Annotated in this window: 20 protein-coding genes; 12 read left to right on the top strand and 8 right to left on the bottom strand. The window is 65.0% G+C overall.

Annotated features, from left to right (window positions below; all coding sequences use genetic code 11):
* Positions 1 to 480, bottom strand: a 480-nt coding sequence (locus tag RT424_RS10080; RefSeq protein WP_313437181.1) for a chloride channel protein, incomplete at its 3' end; no start/stop codon positions are given.
* Positions 481 to 651: 171 nt separating this feature from the next.
* On the opposite strand from RT424_RS10080, the gene RT424_RS10075 reads away from it, so the two are divergent.
* Positions 652 to 2,490 (top strand): sodium:proton antiporter, encoded by a 1,839-nt coding sequence (locus RT424_RS10075; RefSeq protein WP_313437179.1) that lies wholly within the window; start codon positions 652 to 654, stop codon positions 2,488 to 2,490.
* Positions 2,487 to 3,098 (top strand): OmpA family protein, encoded by a 612-nt coding sequence (locus RT424_RS10070; RefSeq protein ID WP_313437177.1) that lies wholly within the window; start codon positions 2,487 to 2,489, stop codon positions 3,096 to 3,098. The genes RT424_RS10075 and RT424_RS10070 overlap by 4 nt, the downstream gene beginning before the upstream one ends.
* A gap of 94 nt (positions 3,099 to 3,192) precedes the next feature.
* On the opposite strand, the gene RT424_RS10065 is transcribed toward RT424_RS10070, so the two are convergent.
* Positions 3,193 to 3,603, bottom strand: a complete 411-nt coding sequence (locus RT424_RS10065; protein ID WP_313437175.1) for a MarR family transcriptional regulator — start codon at positions 3,601 to 3,603, stop codon at positions 3,193 to 3,195.
* Between the two features lie 78 nt (positions 3,604 to 3,681).
* Here RT424_RS10065 and RT424_RS10060 point away from each other — a divergent pair, with 78 nt between their 5' ends.
* The 9 genes from RT424_RS10060 (at position 3,682) to RT424_RS10020 (ending at position 15,723) form a co-directional block, all read left to right on the top strand.
* Complete coding sequence (locus tag RT424_RS10060; protein WP_313437172.1) at positions 3,682 to 4,515, top strand: p-hydroxycinnamoyl CoA hydratase/lyase; 834 nt, start codon at positions 3,682 to 3,684, stop codon at positions 4,513 to 4,515.
* 25 nt (positions 4,516 to 4,540) lie between these two features.
* Complete coding sequence (locus tag RT424_RS10055; protein ID WP_313437169.1) at positions 4,541 to 6,682, top strand: acetate--CoA ligase family protein; 2,142 nt, start codon at positions 4,541 to 4,543, stop codon at positions 6,680 to 6,682.
* A gap of 113 nt (positions 6,683 to 6,795) precedes the next feature.
* Entirely contained in the window at positions 6,796 to 8,280 is a 1,485-nt protein-coding gene (locus tag RT424_RS10050) for a carboxylesterase/lipase family protein (RefSeq protein ID WP_313437166.1), read from the top strand.
* 10 nt (positions 8,281 to 8,290) lie between these two features.
* Positions 8,291 to 9,052, top strand: a complete 762-nt coding sequence (locus tag RT424_RS10045; RefSeq protein WP_313437163.1) for a glucose 1-dehydrogenase — start codon at positions 8,291 to 8,293, stop codon at positions 9,050 to 9,052.
* Positions 9,053 to 9,208: 156 nt separating this feature from the next.
* On the top strand, positions 9,209 to 11,329 hold the full coding sequence (locus tag RT424_RS10040) for a TonB-dependent receptor (protein WP_313437161.1): 2,121 nt from the start codon (positions 9,209 to 9,211) through the stop codon (positions 11,327 to 11,329).
* A 4-nt stretch (positions 11,330 to 11,333) separates the two neighbouring features.
* On the top strand, positions 11,334 to 12,743 hold the full coding sequence (locus RT424_RS10035; RefSeq protein WP_313437159.1) for an FAD-linked oxidase C-terminal domain-containing protein: 1,410 nt from the start codon (positions 11,334 to 11,336) through the stop codon (positions 12,741 to 12,743).
* 90 nt (positions 12,744 to 12,833) lie between these two features.
* On the top strand, positions 12,834 to 14,156 hold the full coding sequence (locus RT424_RS10030) for an MFS transporter (protein ID WP_313437157.1): 1,323 nt from the start codon (positions 12,834 to 12,836) through the stop codon (positions 14,154 to 14,156).
* A gap of 56 nt (positions 14,157 to 14,212) precedes the next feature.
* A complete protein-coding gene (locus RT424_RS10025) occupies positions 14,213 to 15,007 on the top strand; it encodes an AraC family transcriptional regulator (RefSeq protein ID WP_313437154.1) in 795 nt (264 codons plus the stop codon).
* Positions 15,004 to 15,723: a FadR/GntR family transcriptional regulator gene (locus RT424_RS10020; RefSeq protein ID WP_313437151.1), complete on the top strand. Its 720-nt coding sequence runs from the start codon at positions 15,004 to 15,006 to the stop codon at positions 15,721 to 15,723. Before RT424_RS10025 ends, RT424_RS10020 begins: the two co-directional genes overlap by 4 nt.
* 69 nt (positions 15,724 to 15,792) lie before the next feature.
* On the opposite strand, the gene RT424_RS10015 is transcribed toward RT424_RS10020, so the two are convergent.
* From RT424_RS10015 to RT424_RS09995, 5 genes are all read right to left on the bottom strand, one after another.
* A complete protein-coding gene (locus tag RT424_RS10015) occupies positions 15,793 to 16,458 on the bottom strand; it encodes a GntR family transcriptional regulator (protein ID WP_313437149.1) in 666 nt (221 codons plus the stop codon).
* The gene (locus RT424_RS10010) at positions 16,455 to 17,630 is read right to left on the bottom strand and encodes an alpha-hydroxy acid oxidase (RefSeq protein WP_313437146.1); all 1,176 of its coding nucleotides are present in this window, start codon (positions 17,628 to 17,630) and stop codon (positions 16,455 to 16,457) included. The genes RT424_RS10015 and RT424_RS10010 overlap by 4 nt, the downstream gene beginning before the upstream one ends.
* Positions 17,630 to 18,940 (bottom strand): NtaA/DmoA family FMN-dependent monooxygenase, encoded by a 1,311-nt coding sequence (locus tag RT424_RS10005; protein WP_313437143.1) that lies wholly within the window; start codon positions 18,938 to 18,940, stop codon positions 17,630 to 17,632. Before RT424_RS10005 ends, RT424_RS10010 begins: the two co-directional genes overlap by 1 nt.
* Positions 18,941 to 19,060: 120 nt before the next feature.
* Positions 19,061 to 19,798: a 4-carboxy-4-hydroxy-2-oxoadipate aldolase/oxaloacetate decarboxylase gene (locus tag RT424_RS10000; RefSeq protein WP_313437140.1), complete on the bottom strand. Its 738-nt coding sequence runs from the start codon at positions 19,796 to 19,798 to the stop codon at positions 19,061 to 19,063.
* A complete protein-coding gene (locus tag RT424_RS09995; RefSeq protein ID WP_313437137.1) occupies positions 19,795 to 20,751 on the bottom strand; it encodes a hydroxyacid dehydrogenase in 957 nt (318 codons plus the stop codon). The genes RT424_RS10000 and RT424_RS09995 overlap by 4 nt, the downstream gene beginning before the upstream one ends.
* A 183-nt stretch (positions 20,752 to 20,934) precedes the next feature.
* On the opposite strand from RT424_RS09995, the gene RT424_RS09990 reads away from it, so the two are divergent.
* Entirely contained in the window at positions 20,935 to 21,858 is a 924-nt protein-coding gene (locus RT424_RS09990) for an SMP-30/gluconolactonase/LRE family protein (RefSeq protein ID WP_313437135.1), read from the top strand.
* Between the two features lie 426 nt (positions 21,859 to 22,284).
* Here RT424_RS09990 and RT424_RS09985 read toward each other — a convergent pair whose 3' ends face one another.
* Positions 22,285 to 24,423 carry a TonB-dependent siderophore receptor gene (locus RT424_RS09985; protein ID WP_313437133.1) on the bottom strand — a complete coding sequence of 713 codons (2,139 nt, stop codon included), beginning with the start codon at positions 24,421 to 24,423 and terminating at the stop codon, positions 22,285 to 22,287.
* Positions 24,424 to 24,439 lie beyond the last annotated feature (16 nt).

Here is a 24,439-nt window from a genome sequence, read left to right as displayed (position 1 = left end):
CAAGGGGACGCGAAGCATGCGATGCATGCGGCCCATGATGGCTGCGGCGATCTGGACCGTCGGCCCCTCGCGCCCGACCGAGGCACCGACAAGAAGGCCACCGATCGTCAGGAAGAACTTGGCCAGCGCCACGCGCAGCGAAACCAGGGTTGAAAGCGAGCCTTCCGGGTTCCTCGTCGCTGCCATCACCTGCGGTATACCCGATCCTTTCGCCAGCGGAGCGAAGCGCAGGGTGAGCCAGGCGATCGCGGCAAATCCCGCCGGTGTCGCTATCAGGGGCGCCCACCACCAGCGGCCCGCGAAGCGGCGGAACAGGGCGGTGGCCTCGTCCGCAAGTTCCGCGAAAACCAGCGCCACCAGGCCGACCAGGATGGCACCGCCGACGATGGCGACCCGGCGCCGCCAGACCAGCGCCTCCGGCCCATGACGGCGCAGCGCCACGCGGACACGACGTGGCAACAGGCGGCTAGGGGTGATCACGCAGCAAGACTTCCCTTGGGCGGCGGCGAGGGGGCGCTGCCCTATTGCCGCCCTTCGCAGGGCATGTCCACCCGCTCCGGCGGCCAATTCCCGAGAGCCAGGCATGCAAATTTGGGAAAATTCGGCCCGGACGGTTACCTTCCGGGTTCGAGATGGTTATGCCCCTTCGTTATGCAGCAGCAAGCCCTTGTCTTCGCGCTGATCGGCATTCTGGGTACCGGCGCGCAATGGATCGCGTGGCGTACCGGCTGGCCAGCCATCGCCCTCATGCTCGCAGCCGGTGTCATTGCAGGCCCCGTCACCGGCCTCGTGGTTCCCGAACATACCTTTGGAGATCTGCTGGAGCCGATGATCTCCGTGGCGGTTGCGCTCATCCTTTTCGAAGGAGGGCTCAGCCTCAATTTTCGCGAGCTCAGGAAGACCGAAGGGGCGGTGACGCGCCTGATGGTCGTGGGCATTCCCCTGGGCTGGGTGCTCGGCACGCTGGCCTGCTACTATATCGCCGGGCTGGTATGGCCGGTCGCAATTCTGTTCGCGGGCATCCTGGTAGTAACGGGCCCCACGGTGGTCATTCCCCTGCTACGCCAAAGCAATATCGCCCCTCGACCACGGGCGATCCTCAAGTGGGAAGCCATCGTCAACGACCCCTTCGGTGCGCTCTGCGCCGTCATCACTTACGAATATCTGCGCCGCGTGGGTGACGGCGGCACCTTGCTCTCGGTGGTAGCGGCGCTCCTGGCGGCCGCGGTCGTCGCCGGCCTCATCGGCTATGGCGCGGCGCGCGCGATCGCCTGGGCCTTCCCGCGCGGCCACGTTCCGGAATACCTCAAGGCCCCGGTTCTCCTTGTCGCGGTTATCAGCACTTTCGTGGTTTCGAACCTGATCCAGCAGGAAACCGGCCTTCTGGCCGTGACCGTGATGGGCGTTGCCATCGCCAACATGCGCCTGGATTCGCTACGGGACATCCACCCGTTCAAGGAGAACGTCACCGTTCTGCTGATCTCCGGCGTGTTCGTACTGCTTTCCGCATCGCTCGACTTCAGCGTGCTGCGCCAGTTCGAATGGCGCTTCATCGCCTACCTTCTGGCGCTGCTGTTCCTGGTGCGCCCGGCGACGGTGCTGCTTAGCCTGGCCTTCAGCAAGATCCCCTGGAACGAGCGCCTGCTGGTGGCTTGGATCGCGCCGCGCGGCGTCGTTGCGGTGGCGATGTCGGGCCTGTTCGCGCTTCGGCTCGATCAACTCGGCTACGGCGACGGCAGCATTCTCGTGACGTTGTCCTTCTCGGTCGTCGTCGCCACGATCGTCGCGCATGGGTTCAGCATCCGCTATGTCGCGCGCTTGCTGAAAGTCACGGGTGCCCGCAAGAAGGGCCTGCTGATCGTGGGCAGCACTTCGTGGAGCCTGTCCCTCGCCAATCAGCTGCGGCAACTGGACGTGCCGGTGATGATCGCCGACACCAGCTGGCAGCGCCTTTCCGTGGCCCGGCAGGCCGGCATTGCCACCTATCATGGTGAGATCCTGGCGGAATCGACCGAGGAGCGCCTCGATCTGGCGCAGTTCCAGGTTCTCGTGGCCACCACCGACAACGAGGCTTACAATGCGCTCGTTTGCAACGAATTCGCTCCGGATATCGGCAGGGATGCCGTTTATCAGCTGGGCGGCATGGGGGATGACGAGGACCATCGCAGCCTGCCCGAGGCGCTGCGCGGACGCGCGATGTTCGCCTCCGGCATCGGGGTGCAGGAAATTGCCGAGCACGAACGCGCTGGTTGGACTTTCCGCAAGACCCGCATCAGCGAACAGTTCGATTTCGCAGACGCGCAGGCGACGCTGCCGGACGAGGCCGACATGCTGTTCGTGCTTCGCAAGGAGGGCAGGATCCTGTTCTTCACCCACGCCTCGCGCCCGATGCCCCAGCCGGGCGACACCGTCATTTCCTACGGCCCGCCCCGACGCCTGGAGCCGGAGCCCGGCCGCAACGATTCCGAGAACAGGGAGGCGATAGCATGAACAACAGCGCGCCGATTACGGCATCCTTGATCCTGCTGGCAGCACTCGGCGGCTGTCGGCAAACGCCGGGGGACAGCGAAAAGACGGATCAGGCGGCCGTGAGCGAGACTGCGGCGCCCGAAGCAGTGGCCAGCGAGGCGCCGGATGAGCCGGTGCAGGAACCGAAGAAGTCGATCATCCGTGCGGATGTCGATGTGGGGACGAGCGAGGCTCCGCCTCTCGAACCGTTCCATCTGGTCGTTCCCTACCCGGCGAAAGGCGCGAAGCCCGACGCTGCCGGACAGGGGCTGATCGATGCCTTGCTCGAAAATCCGACGTTTCAGGCCGGAGGCCCGATCACCATCTGGGGGCACAGCGATTCCCGTGGCTCCGACGCGGAAAATCTCGCTGCGTCTCGTCGCCGCGCCGAAGCGGCGCGCGACTACCTGGCAGGCAAGGGCGTGAAGGCGGAACGCATGACCGTCATTGCCCTTGGCGAAGCCCGTCCGATCGCGCCCAACCGCAAGCTCGATGGTAGCGACGATCCGGAGGGCCGCTCGAAGAACCGCCGCGTCGAGATCGAAGTTGCCCTTCCGTCAACTGGTGGAGAGCAGCCGGCGGCCCCTTGAAGCTGCTTAGAGTCCGTTTGGAAATTCGCTGAAGGCGAATTTCGCGGCTGGTGCCGCAATAAAATGCCCTCTTGGGCATTTTCCAAACAGCATCTCAGCGCCAGATCGCATTCAGCGCCGGCAGCAGATGGTCGCGATGCTCTGCGGGTACGCGTTCTAACAGCTTTTGCTCGAACGCCTTGATACCTTCGGCAAGTTCGGCAACTTTTTCGCTTCCCTCGGCGGTGAGGACGATCGCCAGCGACTTGCCGTCGAGCGGCTCGCGATGGATCCAGCCTGCCGCTTCCAGCCGGTTGAGAAGGGGAACCATGTTGGCGCGCTGGATGTCCAGCGTCTTGCCGATCTGGCTGCTCGTCAGGTCCGAGCGATCCTGCACCAGCAGCAGCACCGCAGCCTCGGTGACGCGAAAGCCCTGATCGGCCAGGATGTCTCCCAGTTCACCCATCACGGCATTGGCGGCGCGGCGAAGCGCATAGCCGGGCAATTGCCCCAGAAGATCGGTCATGGTTCCTCACATGATTATGCTATTGACGATAACAATTCGTTTGTTATGAATTACAGCAATCAAGGAAAGAGGATAGCCATGCAAGAGCGCACTGAACACGATACCGTCTCGTATACCGTGGAAAATCGTATCGCCTGGGTTTCGTTCAATCGGCCCGAGAAGCGCAACTGCATGAGCCCCAGCCTCAACCGGCGCATGAAGGAAGTGCTCGACGAACTGGAGTTCCGCGAGGACGTGGGCGTTCTGGTGCTGACCGGCGAAGGCACCGCATTCTCGGCGGGCATGGACCTCAAGGAATACTTCCGCGAGAACGAGGAAAAGGGCCTTGGCCACGTCCGCAAGGCGCAGCGCGAGGCGTATGGCTGGTGGGAGCGCCTGCGCTGGTATGAAAAGCCGACGATCGCCATGATCAACGGCTGGTGCTTCGGCGGCGCCTATGGCCCGCTGTTCGGCTGCGATCTGGCCGTGGCGGCGGAAGACGCGCAATTCGGCCTTTCCGAGATCAATTGGGGCATTCTGCCCGGCGGCGGTGCCAGCAAGATCATCGTCGAGCTGACCGGCTTCCGCAACGCGATGTATCACGCGATGATGGGCGAGAATATCGACGGCCGGAAGGCTGCCGAATGGGGCCTCGTCAACGAGGCGGTGCCTGCGGACAAGCTCAGGGAACGCGTCACCGAAGTGGCCACCGTGCTGCTCGGCAAGAACCCGGTCGCGCTGCGCGGCACCAAGTGGGCTATCCGCCGTGTCAGCGAAATGACGTTCGACAATTCGATGGACTACCTCGTCCGCACGCAGGAAGCAGCGAATTTCTACGATGCGGAAGGCCGCAAGGAAGCCACGCGCCAGTTCATCGACGACAAGACCTACAAGCCCGGTCTCGGCGCCTACGATCTGAACAAGGCGCGTTGAGCGCCCGACCTTGGGAGAGGCAGCGATGAACGATACAACCCTTGCCAGGGACGCCGTCGCGCGCCTGCTGCGGCCGCGCTCGGTCGCAGTGGTGGGCGCCAGCGACAAGCCCGGGGCGCTTGGCGCCTCGGTGCTCGGCAATCTCGACCGCAACGAGTTCGCGGGCGAGGTCTATCCCATCAACCCCAAACGTGATGCGATCGGCTTTCGCAAGTGCCTCGCCTCGGTGGACGATCTTCCCGGCGGCGTGGACGTTGCCGTGCTGGCGATTCCGCAGGCGGGCGTGCTGGATGCGGTAAGGGGGCTTGCCGCGCGCAAGTGCGGGGCCGCGATCATCTTCTCGGCGGGCTTTGCCGAAGGGGGAGAAGAGGGCAAGGCCCAGCAGGCGGAGATCGCCCGGATTGCCGCCGAGCACGGCATGGTGATCGAGGGGCCGAACTGTCTTGGCCTCGTCAACCACGTGGACGGCATTCCGCTGACTTTCGTGGAAACCGATACGATAGCGCCCGAGGGCCGCCGCGCGGTGGCGGTAGTCTCGCAATCGGGGGCGATGGCGGCGGTGCTCTGCACTACGTTCCAGGCGCGCGACCTGGCGATCAGCTATTCGGTTTCGACCGGAAACGAAGCGGCGAGCGGCGTGGAGGACTATGTCGACTGGCTGGTCGATGAAGAGAACACCCGGGTCATCGCCATGATCGTGGAGCAGTTCCGCCGTCCGGCGCGCTTCCTGGCCGCCGCGCGCCGCGCGCGGGCGGCGGGCAAGCAGGTGGTGCTGCTGCACCCGGGCAAGTCCAGCGCTGCCCGGGAATCGGCTGCCACCCATACCGGGGCCATGGCCGGCGACTACAAGCTCATGCGCCGCAAGGTGGAGCGGGCCGGCGTCGTCTTCGCGGAAACGCTGGAGGAACTTGGCGACATCACCGAGATCCTGCTGCGCGCGCCCGCGCTCGCGCAGGAGAGCCTGGCGGTGCTTGGCGAATCCGGCGCATTCAAGGCATTGACCCTGGATCTGGCCGAGGAACAGGGCATCGTCCTGGCTCCGCTGAACGATGCGGATTCGCCTGCCCTGCGCGCCGCGCTTCCGCCCTTCGTCCCGGTCAGCAATCCGCTGGACATCACCGCGCAGGGCCTCAGCCAGCCCGAGATCTACACGAATACCCTGGCCGCCTTGCTAGACGATCCGCGGGTAGGCGGGGTGATCGCGGGCATCATCCAGACCGATCCGGTGACTTGCGCGATCAAGGTGCCTGCCATCATGGCGGCGCTGAAAGACCGGACGATCGACAAGCCGATGGTCTTCGCCGGGCTCGACGAAGGCGCGCCGATCCCGCCCGAGCACATTGCGGCCCTACGAGAGAAGGGTATTCCCTGCTTCCCCAGCACCGAACGCGCGTTCCGTGCCATGGCCCGGCTCGGCGCGCTGGCGAGCCGTGATCTCGCGACTGCGGACACGGCCGCTTTGCCGGTGCCTGGCCTTGCCGACCATCACGGCGTCGTTGCGGAACATCGCTCGAAGGAACTCCTCGGGCCGCTGGGCTTCAGCTTTCCTGCCGGCCGTTTCGCGGATAGTGCCGATGCGGCGGTTTCCGCAGCCGAAGCCTTGGGCTATCCTGTGGCCATGAAGGCGCAGGCCGCGGCTCTGGGGCACAAGAGCGACGCGGGCGGCGTGATCCTGAACCTTGCCGATGCCGCTGCGGTTGCCGAGGCCTGGGAGCGGATCCACGCCAATGTCGGCGCCTACGATGCCGCACTCGTGCTGGATGGCGTTCTTATCGAGAAGATGGGCGCGCGTGGACTAGAGATGATCGTCGGCGGTCGAAACGACCCCGATTGGGGGCCGGTGGTTCTGGCGGGGTTCGGCGGCGTCACTGCGGAAATCCTTCAGGACGTGCGCCTGTTCACGCCGGACATGCCGGTGGAGCAGATCGAGGCGGAACTGATGCAGCTGAAAAGTGCGCCGCTGCTCGCGGGCTATCGCGGCACGCCCGCGCTGGACGTTCCGGCGCTCGCGCGGCTGGTCTCGCAAGTGGGCGCGATCCTGGCCGCGGAGCCTTCGCTTGCGGAGATCGACCTCAACCCGGTGATCCTGCACCCTCTCGGCCAGGGCGCCATCGCCCTCGACGCGCTGATGCTGGTGGAGCGGGCCGCGCTTGCTCCTGTAGGCTGAAGGCGTCGGACGGCAATCGAATTGCGCCGATCTGCATAGCAAAGCACATGGGCTGCGAACCTCAAGCCGCTATCCTCGTTGGAAAGAAGGTAGCGGCAAGGGAGTGCGAAAGGGTGATCGTCCGAACGACTGCGGGAGCGATACGGGGCATCGTTGAAGGAGAGGTCGTTCGATACCGAGGCATTCCCTATGCGGCCCCGCCCGTAGGGAGCGCCCGCTTTGCCGAGCCGCAGGATCCGACGCCCTGGGACGGCGTTCGCGATGCGCTCGATTCCGGACCGAATGCGCCTCAAACGGTCAAGGCGGTACCCGGCCTCGACGCTGCCGCGCTGGTGGGACATGGTTGGCGGCCAGGTGACGACTATCTGACGCTAGACATCTGTGCGCCGACGCAGGCTCTCGGCGATGGCAGCCGCCGTCCGGTCATGGTGTTCATCCATGGCGGCGGTTTCGTCGTCGGCAGCAAGGACGCGCCGGTTCAGGATGGCGGCAGCTTCGCGCGCGACGGCATCGTTTTCATTGCGATCAACTACCGTCTGGGCGTGGATGGTTTTCTGCCGATTCCGGGCGTTCCCACCAATCTCGGCCTGCGCGACATGCTGTTCGCGCTCGAATGGATACGCTGCAACGCCGTGGCGTTCGGCGGCGATCCGGGCAATGTGACGGTCTTCGGAGAGTCCGCCGGGGCCATGGCGATTGCCGACCTGATCGCCTCGCCGCTGGCCAAGGGCCTGTTCCGCCGCGCCATCGTCCAGAGCGGGCACGGCCGCATGACGCGGGACATCGACGTGGCGCAAAGGCTGGTCCGCAAGCTGGCGAAGCTGCTGCGGATCACGCCGGACGCTGCGGGATATCGCAGCGTCGAGCCCGGCCCGGAACTCCTGGACGCGGTGGAGAAGATCGGCCTGCCCACGACCAGGATCGATTTGCGCGATGCCGAAGGGCATGAGCCGGTTTTCGGCATCAGCCGTTTCGTGCCGGTGCATGGCGACGATGTCCTGCCGATGAAACCGCTCGATGCGCTCAAGGCAGGCGCCGGGGCGGAGATCGATCTGCTGATCGGCACCAATGCCGAGGAGATGAACCTCTATTTCGTGCCGACCGGCCTGCGCGAGAAGATCGGGCGGCTGCTGGCGACTTACGTGATCCACCGCGTCCATCCGCGTGCGCGCAAGCTGCTCAAGGCTTATGGGATGGGCAGGAAAGGCATGAAGCCCGGCCACGCCTTTACCGATGCCGCGCATGATCTTGTGTTCCGTTGGCCCGCTCGGCGTTTTGCCGAGGAGCACAAAGGGCGCACGCATATGTACGAGTTCGAGTGGTGCTCGCCCTTGTTCGGCGGGCTGGGCGCGGCCCATGCCATGGAATTGCCGTTCGTCTTCGACTCACTGGCGACCACGACCGGTCCCGAGGGCCTTTGCGGGAAGGCGCCGCCGCAGGAACTGGCCGATCGCGTCCACCGTATCTGGGTGGACTTCGCTCGCGACGGCAGCCTGCCGTGGCCCGAATTCACCCGCGACAATCGCGCCGTTTTCCAGCTGGAGCGCGGCGAAGCGATCCAGGAACCGCCGTTTCCGATCGCGCCGTTCCTACCCTGAAGGACTTGTCATGTATTTGGACCGATTGAAGCTGGACGGCCGCCGCGCGCTCGTCACCGGCGGAGCGAGCGGCATCGGGCTCGCCTGTGTCGAGGCCCTGGCCGAGATGGGCGGTCGCGTCATCATCGCAGACCTGTCGCAAGACGCCGTCGAGGCCGCGCGCAACGCAATGCGCAGCAAGGGCCATGACTGCGACGGACGCGTCATGGATGTCACCGACTCAGCCCGCGTCAGGCAGGTGGCCGACGAACTCGGGGCGATCGACGTGTTCGTGAACAATGCCGGGATCGCGCGCAGCGAGACGCCTGCCGAGGAGGTGGCGGACGAGCACTGGCTCAATGTGATCGACGTCAACCTCAACGGCACGTTCTGGTGCGCGCGCGCCTTCGGGCGCCATATGCTGGAGGCCGGTAGAGGCAGCGTCGTGAATGTGGGCTCGATGAGTGGCTTCATCGTCAACCGGCCCCAGGCGCAGAGCTATTACAACGCGTCCAAGGCAGCCGTCCATCAGCTTACCCGCAGTCTCGCCGCGGAATGGGCGGACCGGGGCGTAAGGGTGAATGCGGTTGCGCCCACCTATATCCGCACGCCGCTCAACGAATTCGCGGACAAGCAGGGCGCAATGTACCGGCGCTGGATCGATTCCACGCCCATGGCCCGGTTGGGCGAACCGGAGGAAGTGGCTTCGGTCGTGGCCTTCCTCGCTTCGGATGCCGCCAGCCTGATGACCGGCAGCATCGTGCTGGCCGATGGCGGCTACACCTGCTGGTAAGTATCGTTCCGAATGCCAATCAGCCAATTGTTTGCGCCGATCGGCATACTCGAAGAGACTCCCCAAGAACCTTTCCGATAGGTTAGACCTGTCTTATAGGTTGATTGGCCGACTTGCCAGGCACGGACCTCGGCAAGCGGTAGCGAGGGAGGATCTATGCGTCTCAGGATTTGCCTGTCTGTCGGGGTATCGTGCCTGGCTTTGGCCGCTTCACCGGCCGTTGCTCAGCAGGATCGCGTGCCGGTTTCGGCGTCCGAAAATGCCGCTCCCGAAATCGTCGTCACCGCCCGCAAGCGTACCGAGACGCTCCTCGATGTGCCGGTTGCCGTGACGGCAGTCTCCGGCGACACCCTGGCCAGGCGGAACATCAATTCGGTGCGCGAGGCTGCCGTGCTGACGCCGGGTCTCAATATCAGCAGTGACGGCGCCGGGCGCGCCTTCGTCTCGATCCGCGGTGTCGGCGTCACGCTGGTGCAGTCGGTCCAGCCCGGCGTCGGCCTGTTCGTGGACGGTATCTACCGCCCGAACACCGCCTATCTCAACAACCCGCTGCTCGACGTGGAGCGTATCGAAGTGCTGCGCGGGCCGCAGGGAACGCTCTACGGCAAGAACACGCTGGGCGGCGCCATCAACGTCATCACGCGCCAGCCCGGCAACGAATTCGAAGCGCGCGGGCAGGCGAGCTATGCCGGGCCGGACGATTCCTGGCTGGTCTCTGGCTCGGTCTCTGCACCGATCGTGACCGACAAGCTGGCGGTTCGCGTCGGCGCCTCGCACCGCCAGCAGGACGGGTTCATCAACAATACGACGATCGGCGGCAAGTCGAACAAGTTCAACACGGACTCCGTCAGCGCCACGATCCGCGCCACGCCCACCGAGGATCTGACGCTGGTGGTCAACGGCTACTACGACTGGGTGAAGGGCACGAATGTCCCCTACGCCCGCGTCACCGGGCCCACCGACTATTCGCGCAGCAACCAGTTCAACACCTTGGGCACCACCACTTATCGGTATCGCGGCGTGAACGCCAAGGTGGAGACCCCGATCGAGGCCATCGCCACAACCGTGACGCTCCAGGCCGCCTATGACGCGCGCAACAGCAGCGCGCCCGATACCGACGGCGACTTCGGCCCGCTCAACATCGTGCGCCAGGCCTCCAGCGACAGCCTGCGCACCAAGACCCTGGAACTGCGCTTCGATACCAAGCTGAACGACCAGCTCTCCACCCTGTTCGGCCTGTTCTACAGCCGTGAGGATACCCGGTCGAACCAATCGACGCTGATCGTACCCTTCGGCATCACCAACAACGCCAGCAACCGGACCAAGGCCGATACTTACGCCGTTTTCGGCACGGTGTTCTGGAAGCCCAATCCGGACTGGGAAGTCGCGCTGGGTCTGCGCTACGATCACGAGGACCGATCTGCCAGCGGCGCGATCAACGCGGGCGGCGCGGGGAGTGTCGGCCTCAAGTCGAACCAGGTGGAGCCTCGCATTTCGGTTACGCGGCACTGGACGCCGGAACTGATGACTTACGCTTCGGTGGCGCGGGGCTATCGCGGCGGCGGGTTCAACGCGGTCACTGCACCCGTCCGCAAGTACAAGGGCGACTCCGCCTGGACGTACGAAGTGGGCACGAAGTATGTCTCGGCCGATCGCAGCTTCACGCTTTCGGGTGACATCTTCTACAACGACTACAGCGATTACATCGGCCTCAATTCGATCGCGCCGTCATCCACCGGCGGCCTCGTCACCGTCGATCTCAATTCGGGTGACGTCGAAAGCTACGGCGCGGAGCTGGAATTCAGCTACCGACCCGTGGAGCAATGGACGCTCTCGGGCGGCGCCACCTACATGCATGCGCGCCTCACGGACTCTTCCCAATACACCGCCGTCACCGGCCGCACGCTGGCGACCGATCGCCTTACCTTCCAGCCGGACTGGATGTTCAACCTTTCCAGCGACTATGTCGTGCCGCTCGGGTCCGACAGCCTGACGTTCAACGCCAGTGTCAACGGCAAGGGCAGCCGCTCCGCCGCCAGCCTCAACGAGACGACGGCGACGATCCTCAAAAGCTATGTCCTGGTCAACGGCTCGATCACCTACCGCCTGGAAAACGGGATAGAGCTGGCCGTGTTCGGCAACAACCTGTTCAACAAGAAGTATTTCGACTCCTACATCGAGAAGACCACGCTGGCACTGGCGGGGCTGCCCGCATCGGATCTCGGCATCATCGGCGATCTGCGGCGCTACGGCGTGCGCGCAAGCTTCCGGTTCTGATCCGATGGGCGCTTCTCCTCCCCATCCGCCCCGCAAGCCCTTGCCGGAAGGTTTCCTCGACAGTCTCCACACCGCCTTCGGCGAACGCGTGGCGACCGGCGAAGCCGTCCGCAGCCAGCACGGGCAGAGCGAGGCGCACTTCGAGCCCGCGCTGCCGGATGCAGTGGTCTTCGCCCGCTCCACCGAAGATGTCGTCGCGCTGGTGAAGCTCTGTACCGCTGCCGGGGTGCCGATCGTGGCCTATGGCGCGGGCACGTCGATCGAAGGCAATGCCTTGCCGGTCTGCGGCGGCGTCACGGTGGACCTCGGCCAGATGGACGCGATCCTTGCCGTCAATGCCGAGGATTTCGACTGCACCGTGCAGGCCGGCGTAAGGCGCGAGCAACTGAACGAGCACTTGCGCGACCAGGGCCTGTTCTTCCCCATCGATCCCGGCGCCAATGCCACGATCGGCGGCATGGCGGCGACGCGCGCCTCGGGCACCAATGCCGTGCGCTACGGCACCATGCGTGAGGCGATCCTGTCGCTGCGCGTGGTCACGCCGGACGGGCGCGACATCCGAACCTCGCGGCGAGCACGCAAATCGGCAGCGGGCTATGACCTCACCCGACTGATGATCGGCAGCGAAGGCACGCTGGGCATCATCACCGAGGTGACCTTGCGGCTCCACGCCATTCCCGAGGCGATCTCCTCTGCCGTATGCAGCTTCGAAACGCTGGAGGGCGCTGTCGACACCGTCGTCCAGTCGATCCAGCTCGGCGTGCCGTTAGCGCGGGTGGAGATCCTGGACGATGTGCAGATGAGGGCGGTCAACCGCTGGTCGAAGCTCGACTATCCGGAACTGACCACGCTGTTCTTCGAATTCCACGGGTCGAGCCGCTATGTCGAGGAGCAGGTCGAGACCGTGCGCGAGATAGCCGACATGAATGGCGGTAGCGCGTTCCGCTGGTCGAACTTGCCCGAAGAGCGTTCGAAGCTCTGGAAGGCGCGGCACGAGGCTTATTACGCCGCAGTCAACATGCGTCCCGGCGCGGTCGGTTGGGCGACGGACGTCTGCGTGCCGATCAGCCGCCTGGCCGAATGCATCACCCAGACCAAGCGCGACCTCGAAGCCGCGAGCGTGCCCGGCACGATCCTGGGCCATGTCGGCGATGGGAATTTCCATGTGGTGTTCTCGATGGACCCGAATGCGCCGGCGGAGATGGAGGAGGTGGAGGCCATCAACGCCCGGCTCGTCGAACGGGCGCTGGCGATGGACGGCACCTGCACGGGCGAGCACGGGATCGGGCTTGGCAAGCAGGACTGGCTGCTTGCCGAACTGGGCGACGCGGTGGAGATGATGCGCCTCATCAAGCGCGCGCTCGATCCGCAGGACTTGTTCAATCCGGGCAAGATTTTCGCGTTTTCTGCCTGAAATCACGCAGAAAACTTCCTTCGTTGGGGCGGAAACGGCCGGTCGTCCTTGCCCGCCGGGGCAACCGGGCATCACATCAGGATCCTACGCATGACCAGCCTTATTCTCGAACGCCCGCGTTCGGTGCCCTCGTTTCGTAGTCGGCTGATGCCGCTGCTCATTCTCGCGCTTGCCATGGCCGGCGGGTTCACGATGATGGGCTCCTTCAGCATGGTGCAGGAAGGCGCCAAGGCGGAAATGGGGCTGAGCGATTATGCGCTGGGCCTGGTGCAGGGCGTTTCGGCCGCCTTGCCGCTGGTGGTGTTCTCGATCCCCATCGGCGTGCTCGTAGACCGTCGCAACCGTGTTCGCCTCTTGCTGGCGCTCGGGCTGGTCTGGACCGCCGGAACCCTGCTCACCGCCTTTGCGCAGACCCTGCCGGTGCTGTTCCTTGCGCGGATGATGGCGGGCATCGGCACGACCGGGGCGCTGACTTGTGCGCTCTCGCTGACCGCCGATCTTTGCGCGCCCGAGCAGCGGGGGCGCGCTATGCTGGTGGTTACAATGGGCAAGTGCCTGGGGCAGGCGGGCGCTTTCGCGCTGGCGGGGTGGCTGCTGGGCGCCATGATCCATGCCCCTGCCTCGGTAAATGTCGCTTTCACTCTTGGCCTGTCCCCGTGGCGTGGAACCCATGTTCTTCTCGCCGCGATCAGCCTTTGCCTGATCCTGCCGCTGCTCGCGCTTCGCGAACCCGAGCGCCGCGAGGTCGAGGCGAGCATCCATGCCCCGTTCCGGACCGTCGTGTCCGAACTCTGGGCAAGGCGCGCTTTCCTGATCCCGCTTTTCATCGGACAGGTCAGCGTGGTCATGGCCGATGCCGCCGCGAGCATCTGGGCCTCGCCCGTCCTGTCGCGCAGCTACGGACTGGCGCCGGAAACCTTTGCGGGATGGATGGGGGCGCTGATTTTCTCGGCGGGCGTGTTGGGGGCGATCCTCGGCGGACTGGCGGCGGATCTCGGCCAGAAGACCGGGCGCCGGGGCGGACTGCTGATCGGGGCCGTCCTGGCGGCGGCGGGGGGCGTGCCGGCAGCGCTGTTTCCGATCGCGCCGAGCATCCCGCTCTTTGCGTTTGCGGTCGGCCTGCTGATGCTGTGCGGAACGATCACGGGGCTGGTCACCTCCGTGGCCTTGACCGTGCTGATTCCCAACGAGCTGCGTGGCCTGTGCATCGGTGCCTTCATCGCGCTTGCCGGGCTGGTCGGTTTCGGCATGGCGCCCTCGCTCGTCGCCTGGGTCAGCGGCGTGCTCGGCGGGGAGAGCCATCTCGGGCAGGGCTTGGCGATCGTTGGGACTATCGTAGGCCTGGTATCGGTCGTGGCGTTCATTCAAGCCATGCGCCGGGCGCCACTTTCCGCTACGGCGCAACCTATATGATAGCTGTTGAATAAGCTGTCAGATAGGTTATCCTGCAACCAGGAGAGGAGGGGGCGATGAACAAGGGCACCCTTATGACCGCGATCGAGGTATCGCCGGAAATGATCAGTCTGGTCGGCCGGGGGGCAGGGCCATCCTTGCGCGAACTTGCCGTACCTGTCGCGCCGGTTGCCTTCGTGGTCGTCTTCGACGCGGGAGGACTTCCGGCGACCCTGCGTTATCATGCCCGGCCAGACGGCGCGGCACTCGAAGCCGACATGCAGGAACGGCTTGTCCTCCTGGTTTCCCGCGAAGCGTGCGAGCGCATCCTGGGCGGTGCGGCTTTGCCCGAGGACGGAGCGGTTCATCGGCTTCCTCCCGCCCTGCGCACGATCGCCCTGGCCATTCGTGATTGCAACTTGCCCGAAACGGCCGGCACGCCCTACCGTCTTGCCAAGAGCATCGAATTGCTCTGCGATATCCTGCAGGCGCAGGGACGGGGTGAACTGGCGCCGGTCAGCCAGCGCCGTTTGCTCTCCAGTGCCGATACGCGGCGCTTGCTCGCTGCACGCCGAATCATCGACGAGCGCTGGTCCGAAAAGTTGACGCTCGACATAATCGCGCGTGCTTCGGGCCTGAACCGCGCCAAGCTCACGCGCGGTTTCCGCAAGCTGTTCGATTGCAGTGTCGCCGATGCCATTGCCGAGCAGCGATTGTGCAGGGCCGGGCAGATGTTGCTCTCCACCGACCTTCCGGTCTCATCGATCGGGTATCGCTGCGGCTATCTCAACAATGCGAGTTTCACCCGCGCCTTCGCCCGCAAGTTCGGGCAGGCGCCGACTTTCTACCGCGCAGGGAGAATGGCCGCGTGACGATACGATCGATGGAGCGGCGGACGGTGGAAGGAGGCGGTTCGCTGGTCGAGCAGGCGGTGCAGGCCGTCAGAGGCCATATCCGTTCGAACGACCTGAAAGTGGGCGATACGCTACCTGGCGAGGGGCAGTTCGCCGCCGATCTCGGGGTCAGCCGCGCGGTCATGCGCGAGGCTTTCGGAGCGCTGGCGGCCTTGCGGCTTATCGATGTGGGCAACGGCCGTCGTCCTCGGGTGGGGGCGATCGACGGTTCGGTGATTGGCACTTCGCTGGACCATGCCGTGGCGACCTCGCAGATCAGCGTGGCCGAGGTGTGGGACGTGCGACGGACGGTGGAAGTCCGCATTGCCGCACTCGCCGCCGAAAAGCGCAGCGACTTCCAGGCCGATCAGATCCTGGCACTTTCCGAATCCATGGCACGCGCCAATGGCGACATGGAGCAGATCACCGCCTTCGACACTGCCTTCCATCAGATCATCGCAGCGGCTTCGGGCAATTTCCTGTTCATGCAGATCGTCCGCTCGTTCGAGCCGCAGATGGAGTTCGCCGTCCCGCGTGCCTGGGAGACCCGGCAGACCGAAGAGGAAAAGGCGGCGATCCTTATCCTTCATCACCGTATCGCCCAGGCCATCGCGGACCGCAATCCGGAAGGCGCGGCAGCCGCCATGACCGGCCATTTCGATGCCTCGATCGGGGATCTTCTCCTGCACGGATGAAGGCTGACGGCCGGCGCGGGCAAATAGCGCCCGGCCCGAAGGCCACGCCGTAACCCCCGAAATGGTCCCTTAGGGCTTGGCCGCGTTGGTCTTGCCTGATCTTTGCAGCGCGATCCGGGTGCGGCGGATGTGCATGACCAGGACGGCCTGCGCCGTCTCGATCTCGCCCTTGATGATGGCGTCGAACAGAAGCTGGTGCTCGACGTCGTGGGTCCGGTCACCGCTGGGCAGGGTCTTGGTCAGAAAGGCGCGGCGATAGCTCTGCGTCGTGTCCCATACCCGCTCCACCATCTGGGCCAGCAGGGGCGCCTCGTGCCGGCGATAGGTGATCCAGTGGAATTCCCGGCCCAGCGCGATCGCCTCGTCCACGTCGGTGACTTGCTCGTTGCGCTCCATCACTGCCTTCAGGTCGGCAAAGTCCGCCTCCGTCAGGCGCGGCATGCTTTCGGCAAGCAGCAGAGGCTCTATCCGCTCGCGGATTTCGTAGGAAATCTCAAGGTCGCGCATCGTCATGCTGGCGACGCGGGCGCCGGCATTGGGGCGCATGACCACCAGCCCGCGTGCCTCCAGCATCCGCAGCGCGTCGCGCACGGGAATGCGGCTCGTGTCCAGTTCGACGGCCAGTTCGTCCTGTTTGATCCGCGCGCCGGGCGCAAGATCGCCGGCCAGGATGCGCTCGGCCAGAATATCGGCAATGCGCTGGCTGGCGGCAGATGAGGGCGTCGGCGTGGTCATGTCCGCATCTGCATAGCCTCCCCCACGGGCAGGAGGAAAGTGCGGTCCAATTCGCCCAGCCGGGTAATCCCCAGCATGGCCATCGCCACATTGATCTCGTTAGCCAGCAGTTGAAGGGCATGCGCGGCACCCGCCTCTCCGCCGGCGGCGCAGCCGTAGAGCGTAGCGCGGCCGATCATCACGGCATCCGCGCCCAGCGCGATCGCCTTCAGCACGTCGGCTCCGCGCCGCACGCCGCTGTCGAACAGGACGGTCGTCCGGCCTGCGACGGCATCGACGATTGCGGGAAGCGCGTGGATGGCGGGCGGAGAGGAATCGAAGTTTCGTCCGCCGTGGTTGGAGACGGCAATGCCGTCCACTCCATGGTCGAGGGCGCGCCGGGCATCGTCCGGGTGGAGCAGGCCTTTTACCACCAGCTTGCCCGGCCAGCGGCGGCGCAATTCGTCCACGTCCTTCCAATCGACCGAGGCTGAATTGGCGACCCGCGCCACTTTGCCGGTGACTTTTCCGCCCACTTCGGCCGGGTAGTTGGCGAACTGCGGCAATCCCCCAGCCAGCATGTAGCGGCCCATGACCCCCGCCAGCCAGCGCGGACGGCGCAGGAAATCGCCGACGAGGCGGGCATTGGGGCGGATCGGGTTGGACATGCCCGCGCGGCGGTTGAACTCGCGCAAGGGCCAGACGGGGGTGTCGATGGTCAGCACCAGCACGTCCGCGCCGTTTTCGCGCGCGGCATCCAAAACCTGCCAGGAAAGGTCTCGCCGTTCCCACAAGTACATCTGCATCCAGTGCCCGGCAGTTGCGACTTTGGCGATGTTCGCAAAGCTGGTGGTGGAACTGGTCGTCTGTGTGAAGGGAATGCCCGCAGCGGCGGCGGCGGAGGCGATGGCGCGTTCGCCGTGATGCCACATCAGATCGGCAATGCCGGTAGGCGCGATCACCAGCGGCAGGGGCTGGCGGCGGCCGAACAGCGTGATCTCGGCTGAGCGCGCAGAAACGTCCCGCAGCGCGCGCGGCACGAGGTGGAGCGATTGCAGCGCCGCCGGATTGCGGCCGATCAGCAAGTCGTCCTCGGTCCCGCGTTCCATGAATTCCCAGATCGCGCGCGGCAGCCGCCGCCGGGCGAGGGCGCGAAGCTGGGCGATATTGTGGGCCCTGTGCTCTATCGCCATCAGGTGAGGCCGAGGTTCGCCGCGAAAGTAGCGCCTTCGTACTCGGTCCTGAACACGCCGCGCTTCTGGAGGATCGGCACCACTTCATCGACGAAGTTGGTGACGGACGATGCCATGACCGTGGGCGTCAGGTTGTAGCCGTGGCAGCCGGTTTCGCGCCAGATCTGCTCCAGCTTGTCCGCCACTTGCTCCGGGGTGCCGACGATCTGCGGCATGCCGACCGCAAGGCCCCATTTCACCGCCACTTCGCGCAAGGTGAAGGGCCGGTCTCCCAGCACCGAAGTAAATGCATTCATCAGCCCCTGCGAAGCCTGGGTTGCCTGCTCCTGCATCGGCTGATCCAGCTCGATGCCGGAGAAGTCGACGCCCATGGTCCCCGAAAGGCGCGCCAGACAGCCGTCGAGCGGCAGTCGTTCGATCAGGTCGTCCAGATGGCGCTGGGCTTCCTCCTCGGTGCCGCCCAGGATCGGCTGCACCCCGAACAGCACGCCGGGAGCCTTCCGGCCCAGGTTGGCGGAGGTTTCGCGCAGTTGCCCCATATAGCGCTGCATGCCGGGCAGATTGGGCTGGATCGCGAAGACCACATCGCCATGCTCGATCCCGAAACGGAGGCCTCGTCCGGACGTGCCCGCCTGGAACAGCACGGGCCGCTTCTGGGGCGATGGGAGGACGGGGCCGACCGTCTGGCACTTGTGGAATTCGCCCTGGAAATCGACGAACTGCACTTTCGAGGGATCGGCATAGACCCCCGCCTCGCGGTCCGCCAGCACGGCGCCTTCGCCGATCGAATCCCACAGGCGGTAGCATATATCCATGTATTCGTCGGCGGCTTCGTAGCGGCGGTCGTGCTCCAGCTGTTCAAGGCCCAGCGCGCGGTGTTCGCCGCGCAAGTGGCCAGTGACGATGTTCCAGCCCACCCGTCCGCCGGAAAGGTAATCCAGCGTCGAAAGCTGGCGCACGATCGACCATGGGCGATACGAACTGGTCGACATCGTGGCCGCAAGGCCGAGATACTCGGTGGCGGCGGCGAGGGCGGATAGCAGCACCACCGGATCGTGGTTCGGCCAGCAGATGCCGTACTTCACCGCATCCTCATGGCTGTCGCGATAGCGGTCGAACACACCGGGGGTGTCGGCGAAGAACAGGCCGTCGAACTTGCCGCGCTCCAGTGTGCGGACAAGATCCTGCCATGCCTTCAGGTCTGCCATGGCGTCGAGCCGGTTGTCGCCGGGCGCGGCCCAACTGAGCACGGTGTGATTGATCGGCGAATGGATCTGAAAGCTGACCAGATGCATCTGCTTTGCCGTCATTGCACTTCTCCCTGCGTTCGTGGCTGAGCCGGCTGGTCCTGTTGCACCGGAAGGAGGATGCGACCGAAGTCGAAAGTCACCTTCCGACTTCGGTCGACCCCGGCCTCCCCAGGCACAGCTCTAGTTATCGCTTTCGTCGTAGCTGCGATCGTGGATCTCGATCCCCAGGTCGGCGACGATCCGGTCCATCCCCAGGATTTCGAACAGCACTTCGCCTTCACCGATGCGGCGGCGGAATTCGACTTCGGCAGCGGCGCGCGTTTCGGCCTTGGCGACGGTCTGCTCGATCAGGGCGCGCGGGATCACCAGCACGCCATCGGCATCGCCGACCACCAGATCGCCGGGCTCCACCCGAACGCCATCGGCCACCACCGGCACGTTGACGGCTGCGGGGCCGCGCTTCTTGGGATGCTCCACGGAGACGGCGGTCGACCAGACCGGGTAGCCAAGATCACGGATCGCATCGACGTCGCGCATCGCCCCATGGACAACGGTGCCGGCCAGCCCTTTCCGCTTTGCGTAAGTGCAGGCCACGTCGCCCCAAAGTGCGCCCTGATGGCCGCCGCCATTGGTGAGCACCAGCACATCGCCAGCTTCCGCCACCCACAGAGCGGCGTGGATGGCAAGATTGTCGCCGGGGAAGTTCCAGGCGGTGACGGCCGGGCCGCAGAGCTTCTGGCCGAGGGCGATCGGCACCATGGCCGGGCTCATCAGGCCCATGCGCCCGGCGATCTCGCCCAGCCCTTCGTGCAGGTCGGCAACGCCGAACCTGGCGGCGCGGGCGACAAGGGCGGGGTCCGGACGGGGGATGCGGCGGTAGATCACCGATTTCAGCGGGGCGGTCGGGGGGGCGGTCATGCGAAAATCTCCGGATTGAGCAAGGTGTCCGGCCTCTCGCTACGGCTGACTAGATCGACGATCCGCGCCACGTTCAGCGCCATGTCGCGCATCCCGGCCTCGGTAACGCCGGCGACGTGGGGAGAGAGCAGGCAGTTCGGCAGCGCGAACAGAGGATTGTCGGGAGAGGGGGGCTCAGCTTCGAACACATCGATACCGGCGCCGGCGATCTGGCCTGCCTTCAACGCGTCGGCCAGCGCCGCCTCGTTGACGATGCCCCCGCGCGAGCAGTTCACCAGGATCGCGTGCGGCGCCATCAGGCCCAGCTCCACCGTGTCGATCAGTCCTTGCGTCCGTTCGGTGAGCGGCGTGTGGATCGAGATCACGTCACGCTTGAGTATCTCCGCAAGAGGCAGCGGTTCCACCCCGGCGGCGCGCATGTCCGCGTCCGGGACCAACGGATCGAAAGCAGCCACTTCGGCGCCGAACCCCGCCCCGCAGATCGTGGCGACACAGCGGGCGATGCGGCCGAAGCCGATCAGTCCCACGCGCGCTCCGGTGAGGTCGCCAAGGCGGACGCCCCAGCGTTCATTCCAGCGACCGTCACGTACTAATGTATCCATTTCTCGGGTTCGGCGCAGCAGCGCCAGCATCATCGAGACCGCCCCTTCGGCGACGGCGGTGGAGTTGTTGCCGCCTGGCGTGTTGGCGACCATCACCTCCCGGGCGGTGGCGGCCGGAATGTCGATATTGTCCACCCCGGCACCGTGCTTCACGATTGCCTTCAAACGCGGCATAAGGCCGAATACGTCTGATCCAAGCAGGCTTGTGCGGATCACGATGACGCTCGTTTCGGCAAGGCGCGGATCGTCCCGCCAGTTCGCCGGAGCGATGATGTCGTGCCTCTCCGTCATCCGCTCCACGCCGAGGGGATGAATGGGGTCGATAATGCATACGAGTTCGCGTGAACTCATCGGGGTGATACCTCTCCATGGCATTTATGTATACGTTTCTGGCTAAGCGGGTGTTGAAGGCTCTTTCCAGAGCGGTCAATAGGCAATAGGTCTGCGGGGCGTCAGGCGGGTATCGAATGTCGTCGGGGCGATGTCGTATTCAGGGGCCGCACCCATGGAATGGGGCAGAATGAGGAGAGAAAGATGTTTGCTGCGCCGCCCGCCGTCTCGGCGGAAGTCTTCTGCCGCATCCCCGACAGGTTTCGCCGTTTCGGCGAGAGCAGCGAATGGGCCCGCGTGCAGCTTCATGGCGCGCCGGCGCCGGTGTTTCTGGAAGGGCCGGTTTTCGATGCGGCGGGCAACTTGTGGGTGACGGACATTCCCTGGGGCCGCCTGTTCCGCATCGCTTCCGATGGGACTTGCGAAGTGGCTTTCGAATATGACGGGCAGCCCAACGGCATGAAGTTCCTGTCCGACGGGCGGTTGCTGGTCGCGGATCATCACAAGGGCATGGTGATCTGCGATCCGGCCAGCGGCAAGTCGGAGGTGTGGTTCGATCGCTATCTGCTGGAGCCGTTCCTGGGCTGCAACGACCTGACGATCTCCCGCAACGGCGACATCTATTTCACCGATCAGGGCCAGTCCGGCTGGCAGAACCCCAATGGCCGCCTGTTCCGCGTGCGGGCGGGGACGGGCCGGTTGGAACTGTTGCTGGACGGCATTCCCAGCCCCAACGGCCTCGTGCTCAACAAGGCGGAAACCGCGCTGTTCCTGGCGGTGACCCGTGCCAACGCGGTCTGGCGCTGTCCCTTGGTGAACGATGGCGAGGTGGTGAGCAAAGTCGGCACTTACATCCAGATGTCCGGCGGCTCCGGCCCCGATGGGCTGACTATCGACGAAGATGACAACCTTGTGGTCTGCCACGTCGGCTTCGGCGCCGTCTGGCTGTTCAGCAACCGGGGCGAACCGATGCTGCGGATCGACGTGCCCGAGGGGCGCTACACCACCAATGCAGCCTACGGAGGGCCCGAAAACCGCTGGCTCTATTTCACGGAATCGAGCACCGGCACCGTTTATCGTACGGAGATGCCGGTGCCGGGCCGCCCGATCTACTCAGCTGCCGTCTGAGCCGGAATTTTTCGCATTGTCCGGGGCATCGGCGTTCGGACTGATCAAGTCCTACGCGCTCAGCAGCCCGACGATAAGGCAATGCATGCCGTAGGCGAATTCGGCTTCGATATCCTGCGTGGTCGCCGCGTCATCTGCGGCGCCACCACCATGTCGTTCCCAGTTCAGGAGCTTACGGGCTGTCGCCGCGCGCGAAGGATACGCTGTCCTGTCGCCCGATGCCCGCTTTCCAGGGACCGACGAAATCGTTCTGCTGGCATGGCTGGCCATGAGCCAACGGATTACGGCGCCGCGCTGCCGACCACCCAGCACGCCCGAGCTATCGGCGGCGATTTCGCGATGCGGCGCCGTGCTCTGTCGGCTGAACCTGCGCCTCTATCCACTGACCTTCTATTCGCATGCCATACGTGCCTGACGAAGCGCCGCTCAGAACCGCCTGGAGAGGCTGACGAGGAAGGTGCGCGGCTCGCCGGGCGTGGTGCGAGTGAGCGATCCCGTCGGGAAATAGCGCTTGTTCAGGATGTTGCGCATGTTGGCCTGGACGGACCATTCGCCGAAGTCATAGAACAGCGCTCCGTCCACCAGCGTGTACGCCTTGAGCCGGAACGGCGCGGTCGCTCCGGGAACGGCCGAGGCGGTGCTGGCCATGCGGTCGCCTTCGTGATGCACGCCGAACCCGGCGCCCAGGTTGGCAAGGGCGCCGTCCTGAATGGTGTAGCGGGCCCACAGATTGGCGATATAGCGGGGGATCGATCCGAGGCGCGAGCCGACTTGCAGGCGGTTGTCCGCGGTAACCTTGGCATCTAGGTAGGTGAACGCAGCGGTGAGTTCCACGCCGGGCAGAGGGCGCCATCCGCCCTCTGCCTCGACGCCGCGGGTGCGCTGCTCGCCGGTCAGGACGTAGACGTTGGGAATGACCGCGTCGGCCGTCGCCACGTTGGTGCGGGTCAATTGGAACACCGTGAACATGCCGGTCAGCGAGCCGTCCTTGCGCGCCAGCTTGACACCGCCTTCGTAGTTGACGCCGCGCTCCGGCGGCAGGTTCGATCCGTCGGCGGCGCGATAGGTGCCCTGCGGATTGAAGGACTTGGCGTAGTTGGCGTAAAGCGAAATCCAGTCGGTCAGCGCCACGGTCGCACCTGCGCGGGGGCTGAAGGCATTGTCGCTCACCTTGGGATTGGCGATGCCGTTGTTGGTCACGGTGCTGGTCGCCTTGTCCCATCGTCCGCCCAGCGTCACCGTGAGGAGATCGCCAAGCTTGATGTGATCCTGAAGGTAGAAGCCGCGTTGCCGGGTACGGCTGGCGTAAGTGGTGGCCGGGACGGCCGGGTTATGGGTGCTGAGCGTGCCGTAGACCGGATCGTAGAGATCCAGTTCGTAAGGCATGCTGGAATCGTAGAGATTGACGTTGCTGGCGGCGCGGCGCCCGTAATCGAGACCGGCCAGCACGTAGTGGTTCAGGGGTCCGGTATCGAAGCGGGCGCTGGCATTGGTATCGACCCTGAAGTAGTGGCCGTTCTCTGCATAAGGACCGTAGAAGGCGCGGCGGACACGGCGATAGTCGGACGATATGCCGGTCACGAACAGCCAGTTGTCCCAAGTATTGCGGAAGTCCTGATAGCGCAGCGACTGGTGGATGGCTATCGCGTCGCTGAACTTGTGGTCGAAGACATAGCCGAGGTTCCAGTAGTCGTTGTCCTGCACGGCCGGGTACTCGACATCGTTGATCGACAGCTTGATATCGACCGGCCCGTTCGGATTGGGCAGCGCTGTGCCATAGGCGGTGGTCGGCGACCAGGGATTGATATGGTCATCCACATAGCGGCCAAGCACGGTCAGCGTGGTATCGGCATCCGGGGCCCAGGTGAGAGCGGGAGCAACGAAGAAGCGCTTCTGGCCAGAGGCATGGACGAAGAAGTCCTGGTCGCGGATCACGCCGGTGAGGCGCGCGAGCAGCGTTCCGCTGGCGTTGAGCGGCAGGTTTGCATCGACCGTCAGCTCCTTGGAATTGTAGGAGCCCCCGGCGATGCCCATATCCCGGAACGTCTCCTTTTCCGGTCGCTTGCTCACGAGGTTGACGATGCCGGAAATCGGGCCCTGTCCGAACAGGCCGGAGGCCGGTCCCTTCACCACCTCGACACGGCCCAGCGCCGTCATTTCCGACGTGCCGTAGCCGGTGTCGTCCAGCAGACCGTCGAGATAAGTCGCGCCGGAACTGGCGTTGAAGCCGCGAATGTTGAAGCCGTCGAAGAAGCCGTAGTTATTGGAGCGCGAAACGCCCGCAACATTGTAAAGCGCCTCGGAGATGCGGCGCACGCCCTGATCCCTGAGCAGTTCTTCGGGAAGGACCGAAATGGGCTGGATGTTTTCCAGCATCGGGATGTCGGCCTTTGCCGCGACCGGTGCGGCGGCGAGCTGGCCGGTCACGACGATGGTGCGGTCGTCCCGGGTTTCGTCGTCGGCGCCTGGCTCGTCGGATCCGGCCGCGTGGGCAAGGCCGGACATCGTGCAGGTGATTGCGATGGAAGCGACGGTGACCGTCAGGCGGTGACGAAATGGCTTCAAAGTCTTTCCCCTCAAA

The sequence above is a fragment of the Novosphingobium sp. genome (genome assembly GCF_032093395.1).
Lineage (GTDB): Bacteria > Pseudomonadota > Alphaproteobacteria > Sphingomonadales > Sphingomonadaceae > Novosphingobium.
This window is presented reverse-complemented; position numbering and strand designations above follow the sequence as displayed.

Coding starts and splice junctions, on each gene's coding strand:
- RT424_RS10030 (WP_313437157.1), top strand. CDS start 12,834: ATGACCAGCCTTATTCTCGAACGCCCGCGTTCGGTGCCCTCGTTTCGT.
- RT424_RS10065 (WP_313437175.1), bottom strand. CDS start 3,603: ATGACCGATCTTCTGGGGCAATTGCCCGGCTATGCGCTTCGCCGCGCC.
- RT424_RS09995 (WP_313437137.1), bottom strand. CDS start 20,751: ATGAGTTCACGCGAACTCGTATGCATTATCGACCCCATTCATCCCCTC.
- RT424_RS10040 (WP_313437161.1), top strand. CDS start 9,209: ATGCGTCTCAGGATTTGCCTGTCTGTCGGGGTATCGTGCCTGGCTTTG.
- RT424_RS10070 (WP_313437177.1), top strand. CDS start 2,487: ATGAACAACAGCGCGCCGATTACGGCATCCTTGATCCTGCTGGCAGCA.
- RT424_RS09990 (WP_313437135.1), top strand. CDS start 20,935: ATGTTTGCTGCGCCGCCCGCCGTCTCGGCGGAAGTCTTCTGCCGCATC.
- RT424_RS10035 (WP_313437159.1), top strand. CDS start 11,334: ATGGGCGCTTCTCCTCCCCATCCGCCCCGCAAGCCCTTGCCGGAAGGT.
- RT424_RS10045 (WP_313437163.1), top strand. CDS start 8,291: ATGTATTTGGACCGATTGAAGCTGGACGGCCGCCGCGCGCTCGTCACC.
- RT424_RS10000 (WP_313437140.1), bottom strand. CDS start 19,798: ATGACCGCCCCCCCGACCGCCCCGCTGAAATCGGTGATCTACCGCCGC.
- RT424_RS10060 (WP_313437172.1), top strand. CDS start 3,682: ATGCAAGAGCGCACTGAACACGATACCGTCTCGTATACCGTGGAAAAT.
- RT424_RS10015 (WP_313437149.1), bottom strand. CDS start 16,458: ATGACCACGCCGACGCCCTCATCTGCCGCCAGCCAGCGCATTGCCGAT.
- RT424_RS10010 (WP_313437146.1), bottom strand. CDS start 17,630: ATGGCGATAGAGCACAGGGCCCACAATATCGCCCAGCTTCGCGCCCTC.
- RT424_RS10055 (WP_313437169.1), top strand. CDS start 4,541: ATGAACGATACAACCCTTGCCAGGGACGCCGTCGCGCGCCTGCTGCGG.
- RT424_RS10005 (WP_313437143.1), bottom strand. CDS start 18,940: ATGACGGCAAAGCAGATGCATCTGGTCAGCTTTCAGATCCATTCGCCG.
- RT424_RS10025 (WP_313437154.1), top strand. CDS start 14,213: ATGAACAAGGGCACCCTTATGACCGCGATCGAGGTATCGCCGGAAATG.
- RT424_RS10075 (WP_313437179.1), top strand. CDS start 652: ATGCAGCAGCAAGCCCTTGTCTTCGCGCTGATCGGCATTCTGGGTACC.